The organism is Micromonospora sp. NPDC049580, assembly GCF_040675595.1.
Classification (GTDB): Bacteria; Actinomycetota; Actinomycetes; order Mycobacteriales; family Micromonosporaceae; genus Micromonospora.
This window is the reverse complement of the sequence record NZ_JBFAPG010000338.1, coordinates 1-6,973: the sequence shown is the minus strand read 5'-3', so window position 1 is coordinate 6,973 and position 6,973 is coordinate 1. Positions and strand designations below refer to the sequence as shown.

At 69.6% G+C, this 6,973-nt stretch carries 5 protein-coding genes; all 5 read left to right on the top strand.

Annotation, left to right across the window (positions count from 1 at the left end; genetic code table 11):
- Positions 1-56: 56 nt before the first annotated feature.
- Positions 57-911, top strand: a complete 855-nt coding sequence (locus AB0J68_RS23220; protein WP_363940450.1) for an ABC transporter ATP-binding protein — start codon at positions 57-59, stop codon at positions 909-911.
- Positions 908-1,597, top strand: coding sequence for a hypothetical protein (locus tag AB0J68_RS23215; RefSeq protein WP_354863131.1), 690 nt, complete (start codon positions 908-910; stop codon positions 1,595-1,597). The genes AB0J68_RS23220 and AB0J68_RS23215 overlap by 4 nt, the downstream gene beginning before the upstream one ends.
- 339 nt (positions 1,598-1,936) lie before the next feature.
- Positions 1,937-2,485 carry a 50S ribosomal protein L10 gene (gene rplJ / locus AB0J68_RS23210; RefSeq protein ID WP_354863129.1) on the top strand — a complete coding sequence of 183 codons (549 nt, stop codon included), beginning with the start codon at positions 1,937-1,939 and terminating at the stop codon, positions 2,483-2,485.
- Between the two features lie 52 nt (positions 2,486-2,537).
- Positions 2,538-2,921 (top strand): 50S ribosomal protein L7/L12, encoded by a 384-nt coding sequence (rplL, locus tag AB0J68_RS23205; protein WP_354863127.1) that lies wholly within the window; start codon positions 2,538-2,540, stop codon positions 2,919-2,921.
- Positions 2,922-3,494: 573 nt separating this feature from the next.
- Positions 3,495-6,926: a DNA-directed RNA polymerase subunit beta gene (locus AB0J68_RS23200; RefSeq protein WP_354863125.1), complete on the top strand. Its 3,432-nt coding sequence runs from the start codon at positions 3,495-3,497 to the stop codon at positions 6,924-6,926.
- Positions 6,927-6,973: the final 47 nt, after the last annotated feature.

Genomic DNA, 6,973 nt, shown 5'->3' with positions numbered 1-6,973 from the left:
CCCCCCCCCCCCGCGCCCCCCCCCCGGCGCGTCTGTGGTGTGGCAAGCTCGATCGCATGCGGCTGGAGAACGTCTGGTTGCGGTATCACCGGCGTGGTCCGTGGGTGCTGCGGGGCGTGGATGTGCGGATCGGCCCGGGTGAGGTCGCGGTCGTCCTGGGCCGCAACGGGGTGGGCAAGTCCACGCTGCTCCAGGTGGCCGCCGGGGTGCTGCGGCCGGGCCGGGGTCGGGTCGTCGACCGGCCAGCCCGGGTGGGCTGGGTCCCGGAGCGTTTCCCGGCCGACCAGCCCTTCACCGTCTCCCGTTACCTGACCAGCATGGCCCGCGTTGCCGGGTTGGGGCGGTCGGCCGCCGACGAGGCGGTGACAACCTGGACGCAGCGGCTCGGCCTGGGCGCGTTCAGCTCGGTGCGGCTTCCGGAGCTGTCCAAGGGCACCGCGCAGAAGGTGGGTCTCGCCCAGGCCATGCTGCGACCGCCCGGCCTGCTGGTGCTCGACGAGCCGTGGGAGGGCCTCGACGCCGCGACCCGCGAGCTGGTTCCCGAGCTGATCGACGAGGTGCTGGCCGACGGCGGCACGGTCCTGGTCAGCGACCACCGCGGGGAAACGGTCCGGCTGCCGGGCGCGCGCCGCTGGTCGGTGGCCGCCGGCTCGCTGACCGAGGAGACCGCGTCGACCGACGAGGAGGCCATCGCGGTGGTCGAGGTAGCGGTGCCGGCCGCGCGGGTCGCCAGCACCGTCGCCCGGTTGCGCGCCGAGGGCCACCAGATTCTTCGGGTACGCGCCGACACCTCCATCACCGCACCGCAGGCCCGGCCCGCGGCTGCACCGCTGCGGCCGGCCGGTGAACCGGCTCTCGACCAGCCCGAGGGCGTGGACGCGGTCGAGCAGGCAGCGGGGGAGGCCCGGTGAGCGCCCTGGTGCGGATGCGACTGGCGGGTTTCCTGCGGACCGGTCGGGCGTTGGCGCCGTTGCTCGCGGGTCTCGTCGTGCTCGGCACGCTCTACGGCGGCGGCCGGTCCCAGCCGGCGGAGGCGTACGGCGTCTCGGCCGTGGTGCTCTTCCCGGTGCTCGCCTGGCAGACCAAGATCCTGCTGGACATCGAGCCGGACGTGCAGCGCCGGCTCGCCCAGGTGACGGTCGGGGTGGCCCGGGAGCGCCTGGCCGGGCTCCTGGCGGCCGGCGTGGCGGCGCTGGTCGCGGTGGCGGTCGCGCTGCTATTCCCCTGGTTGGTGGGCGGGGTCACCGGCCCGGTCGAGCCGGGGGACCGGTCGGTGCCGGTCGGCATCGCGCTGGGACTGTGGGCGCACCTGCTGGCCGTACCCGCGGCGGTCGCCCTCGGGGCGCTGGCCAGCCGGGCGTCGGTGGGCGGTGCCGCGTACGGCGTGGCGGTGCTGGCCCTCGGCGGTGTCGGCGCGGTGGCGCTCGGTCTGCGCGGTTCGGTGGCGCCCTGGCTGGTGCCGCCGATCATGGCCACCGCGCGGACGACTGCGGGTGACGCCGCCGCGCTGACCCTGCTCGGGCTCACGCTCTGGGCGTCGGCGTGGAGCGCGGCGGTCACCGCCGGCTATTTGTGGCGGCGGCGGGCCCAGGGCTGACCAGCGACGCTGCCCGTGACCCGGCTCACCGGGGGCGATTTGGCGCTGGTGGTGCGGGCGCGTACTCTTCAACCGTCATCCGTGTTTCCATGGATGAGGAACCACCCAGAGACCGCTGGTCACCGTGCTCCGGCACGGTCGAAGGTCCCGCGACAACGGGCGACCCGCGTAGGGCGGCAAGCGTAACTCGGCAGTGAGCATGGTCCGCCGACCGTGACGATCCGCCGGCCCTCGCCCCGTGCGCCCTGCGCCGGGGCTTTTCGTTGTCGTGCTGCCTCCGCCCCCGCTCCGGCTTCGGCCGTGTCGGGGACCAGCCTCGAGTAACGAGAGAGGAGGGACATGGCGGACAAGCCGATCCGGGCCGACAAGGCCACGGCCGTCGCTGAGCTGACCGAGAGCTTCCGCAACGCGGGCGCCACCGTGCTGACCGAGTACCGCGGTCTGACGGTTTCCCAGCTCACCCAGCTGCGGCGCTCGCTCGGCGCCGAGACCAGCTACACGGTCGCGAAGAACACGCTGGCGAAGCGTGCCGCGACGGACGCGGGCATCAACGGCCTCGACGAGCTGTTCACCGGTCCTACCGCGCTGACTTTCGTTTCGGGCGACGTCGTCGAGGCGGCGAAGGGGCTTCGCGACTTCGCGAAGGCCAACCCGAAGCTCGTCATCAAGGGCGGTGTCTTCGAGGGCAGGGCCATTTCCGCGGCCGAGGTCACGAAGCTCGCCGACCTGGAGTCCCGCGAGGTGCTGCTGGCCAGGATGGCCGGCGCGATGAAGGGCAACCTGAGCAAGGCCGCGGCCCTGTTCCAGGCACCGCTCTCCAAGGCCGCCCGCGCGGCGGCCGCCCTTGCGGACAAGAAGCGCGAGCAGGAGGGCGCCGAGGCGGCCTGAGGCCGCGCGGCGCACCCACGTTCTTAGACAACCTTTAGAAAGGACGCCAGACATGGCGAAGCTCAGCACCGACGAGCTGCTCGACGCGTTCAAGGAGATGACGCTGATCGAGCTCTCCGAGTTCGTGAAGCAGTTCGAGGACACCTTCGAGGTCACCGCCGCCGCTCCGGTCGCGGTTGCCGCCCCCGGTGGCGCCCCGGCCGCCGCCGAGGCCGAGCCGGAGAAGGACGAGTTCGACGTCGTCCTCGAGGCTGACGGTGGCAAGAAGATCCAGGTCATCAAGGTCGTGCGCGAGCTGACCGGCCTGGGCCTCAAGGAGGCCAAGGACGCGGTCGAGTCCGCGCCGAAGGCCATCCTGGAGAAGGTCAACAAGGAGACCGCCGAGAAGGCGAAGGCGAAGCTCGAGGGTGAGGGCGCCAAGGTCACCCTCAAGTGACCTGACGTTCCACCTGCGCGTGCCCGGCCCAGTGAGCCGGGACACGATCGCGTCGCGGCGGGCGGTGATCCGACACGGATCGCTGCCCGCCGTGTTTCGTGGATCCAGCGACAACCGTCCTGAGCTGGGCGTCGATGGTCGATGCCGGACCACCGGACGAGGGGCCCCGGTCGCCCTCAGGTGGGAAAGAACCGACGACCCGGATACCGGCCCTTGACGCGGCCCCGGCCTGCCAGGCACGCTGAACACCAGCAAGACACCGCGCTTGCGACGGCCACGACGTGGGTAATGACAGCGGCGGCACCAGCGGCCGCGGCAACCCGAGCGGCCCAGTGGGGACGTTGCGTTCTGAGCGGCCCGGCAGACCCCGGTTTACGGGGGCCGAGGCGCGTTCCGCGAACGACCTGCGGGGTGGGCTGGACAGCGGTTAGCCTCTCGGCTACACTGCTAGTTTGCGCTGCCTTCCGACTTGACCCCTGCTCGGAAATGTCCGTTTACGGATATTTCTGGTGGGGTCATTGGAGTGCACGCGTACCAGCCGTTCTGCAGCACCGGTCCTCGGAAGGACGCATCTTGGCAGCTTCCCGCCCTGCGAAGACCAGTCGTACGTCGAGCGCATTCGCTCCCCGCCGAGTTTCATTCGGCAGGATCACCGAACACCTCGAGGTCCCCAACCTCCTTGCCATCCAAAACGAGTCCTTCGACTGGCTCGTCGGCAACGAGGCTTGGCAGGGCCGGTCGGCGGACGACCCGCACGCACGCTCGGGTCTCGCGGAGATCCTTGAAGAGATCAGTCCCATTGAGGACTTCTCCGGCACCATGTCACTCTCCTTCTCGGCGCCGCGCTTCGACGAGGTCAAGGCCTCGATCGAGGAGTGCAAGGAGAAGGACCTGACCTACTGCGCTCCGCTCTTCGTGACCGCGGAGTTCACCAACAACACCACTGGCGAGATCAAGAGCCAGACGGTGTTCATGGGTGACTTCCCGATGATGACGCCCAAGGGCACCTTCGTCATCAACGGCACCGAGCGCGTCGTGGTCAGCCAGCTCGTCCGGTCTCCGGGCGTGTACTTCTCCAAGGAGCCGGACAAGACCTCCGACCGCGACCTCTCCAGCGTCAAGGTCATCCCGAGTCGGGGTGCCTGGCTGGAGTTCGACATCGACAAGCGCGACACGGTCGGCGTACGCATCGACCGCAAGCGTCGGCAGGCCGTCACGGTCCTGCTCAAGGCCATCGGATGGTCGGCCGAGCGGATCCGTGAGCGGTTCGGCTGGTCCGAGCTGATGATGACCACGCTCGAGAAGGACCACATCGCCGGCGCCGACGAGGCCCTGCTCGACATCTACCGCAAGCTGCGCCCTGGCGAGCCGCCGACGCGCGAGAACGCCCAGACCCTGCTCGACAACCTCTTCTTCAACCCGAAGAGGTACGACGTCGCCAAGGTCGGGCGCTACAAGTTCAACAAGAAGCTCGAAGTCGACGTGCCGATCACCACCGGCACGCTGACCGAGGACGACATCGTCGCCACCGTGGAGTACCTGTGCCGGCTGCACGCCGGTGAGGACGGCTACGAGGCCGACGACATCGACCACTTCGGCAACCGTCGCCTGCGCACCGTGGGTGAGCTGATCCAGAACCAGGTTCGGGTCGGCCTCTCCCGCATGGAGCGGGTCGTCCGCGAGCGGATGACCACGCAGGACGTCGAGGCGATCACCCCGCAGACCCTGATCAACATCCGCCCGGTGGTGGCGGCGATCAAGGAGTTCTTCGGTACGTCGCAGCTGTCCCAGTTCATGGACCAGACCAACCCGCTGGCGGGCCTGACCCACCGGCGTCGGCTGAGCGCGCTCGGCCCGGGTGGTCTGTCCCGGGAGCGGGCCGGCTTCGAGGTCCGCGACGTGCACCCGTCCCACTACGGCCGGATGTGCCCGATCGAGACGCCGGAAGGCCCGAACATCGGCCTGATCGGCGCGCTGTCCACCTTCGCCCGGGTCAACCCGTTCGGCTTCATCGAGACGCCGTACCGGAAGGTCGTGGAGGGTCGGGTAACCGACCAGATCGACTACCTGACCGCGGACGAGGAGGACCGGTTCGTCAAGGCCCAGGCCAACGCGCGGCTGAAGGCGGACGGCACGTTCGCCGAGGAGCGGGTGCTCTGCCGTCGTAAGGGCGGCGAGACCGAGGACGTCGTTCCCGGTGCCGTCGACTACATGGACGTCTCGCCCCGGCAGATGACCTCGGTCGCGACCGCCATGATCCCGTTCCTCGAGCACGACGACGCCAACCGGGCACTGATGGGCGCGAACATGCAGCGCCAGGCGGTGCCGCTGGTCAAGGCCGAGGCGCCGCTCGTGGGTACGGGCATGGAGTACCGGGCCGCGGTCGACGCTGGCGACGTGGTGGTCGCCGAGGTCGGCGGTGTGATCGAGGATCTCTGCGCCGACTACGTCACCATCCACCAGGATGACGGCCACCGCCGGACGTACCTGCTGCACAAGTTCCGCCGCTCCAACGCCGGCTCCTGCGTCAACCAGAAGCCGGTGGTCTTCGAGGGCGACCGCGTCGAGGCCGGTCAGGTCATCGCCGACGGTCCGTGCACCGACGAGGGCGAGATGGCGCTCGGACGCAACCTGCTGGTGGCGTTCATGTGCTGGGAGGGCCACAACTACGAGGACGCGATCATCCTGTCGCAGCGCCTCGTGCAGCAGGACGTGCTCACCTCGATCCACATCGAGGAGCACGAGGTCGACGCCCGGGACACCAAGCTCGGTCCGGAGGAGATCACCCGCGACATCCCGAACGTCAGCGAGGAAATGCTCGCTGACCTCGACGAGCGCGGCATCATCCGGATCGGCGCCGAGGTCGTCCCCGGCGACATCCTGGTCGGCAAGGTCACGCCCAAGGGTGAGACCGAGCTGACCCCGGAGGAGCGGCTGCTCCGCGCGATCTTCGGTGAGAAGGCGCGTGAGGTTCGGGACACCTCGCTGAAGGTGCCGCACGGCGAGACCGGCACGGTCATCGGTGTGCGCACGTTCTCCCGCGAGGACGGCGACGAGTTGCCGCCGGGCGTCAACGAGCTGGTCCGGGTCTACGTCGCCCAGAAGCGCAAGATCCAGGACGGCGACAAGCTCGCCGGCCGGCACGGCAACAAGGGCGTCATCTCGAAGATCCTGCCGATCGAGGACATGCCGTTCCTGGAGGACGGCACCCCGGTCGACATCGTGCTCAACCCGCTCGGCGTGCCGAGCCGGATGAACATCGGCCAGGTTCTGGAGACCCACCTCGGTTGGGTCGCCAAGACCGGGTGGAAGGTCGAGGGTGACGACGCCGACTGGAAGCGCCAGCTCCGCTCGATCGACGCGCACGAGTCCGAGGGTGACACCAACGTGGCCACCCCGGTCTTCGACGGTGCCCGCGAGGAGGAGATCTCCGGTCTGCTCGAGTCGACCCTGCCCAACCGGGACGGCAAGCAGCTGATCGGGCGTACCGGCAAGGCGCAGCTGTTCGACGGTCGTTCCGGCGAGCCGCTGCCGGACCCGATCGCGGTCGGCTACGTCTACATCCTGAAGCTCAACCACCTGGTCGACGACAAGATCCACGCTCGTTCGACCGGCCCGTACTCGATGATCACGCAGCAGCCGCTGGGTGGTAAGGCGCAGTTCGGTGGTCAGCGTTTCGGTGAGATGGAGTGCTGGGCGATGCAGGCGTACGGCGCTGCCTACGCCCTGCAGGAGCTGCTCACGATCAAGTCCGACGACGTGCTCGGCCGCGTGAAGGTCTACGAGGCCATCGTCAAGGGCGAGAACATCCCGGAGCCGGGCATCCCGGAGTCGTTCAAGGTGCTGCTCAAGGAGCTGCAGTCGCTGTGCCTCAACGTTGAGGTGCTCTCCAGCGACGGTGTGGCCCTGGAAATGCGCGAGACCGACGACGAGGTGTTCCGGGCCGCCGAGGAGCTGGGCATCGACCTGTCCCGGCGCGAGCCGAGCTCGGTCGAAGAGGTCTGAGGTGAGCGGTCGGGGGGGGGGGGGGGGGGGGCCGGCCCCCCCCCCCC

Bases quoted from the DNA above. Each gene is read 5' to 3' on its own strand.
- rplL (WP_354863127.1), top strand. From the start codon at position 2,538: ATGGCGAAGCTCAGCACCGACGAGCTGCTCGACGCGTTCAAGGAGATG.
- AB0J68_RS23220 (WP_363940450.1), top strand. From the start codon at position 57: ATGCGGCTGGAGAACGTCTGGTTGCGGTATCACCGGCGTGGTCCGTGG.
- rplJ (WP_354863129.1), top strand. From the start codon at position 1,937: ATGGCGGACAAGCCGATCCGGGCCGACAAGGCCACGGCCGTCGCTGAG.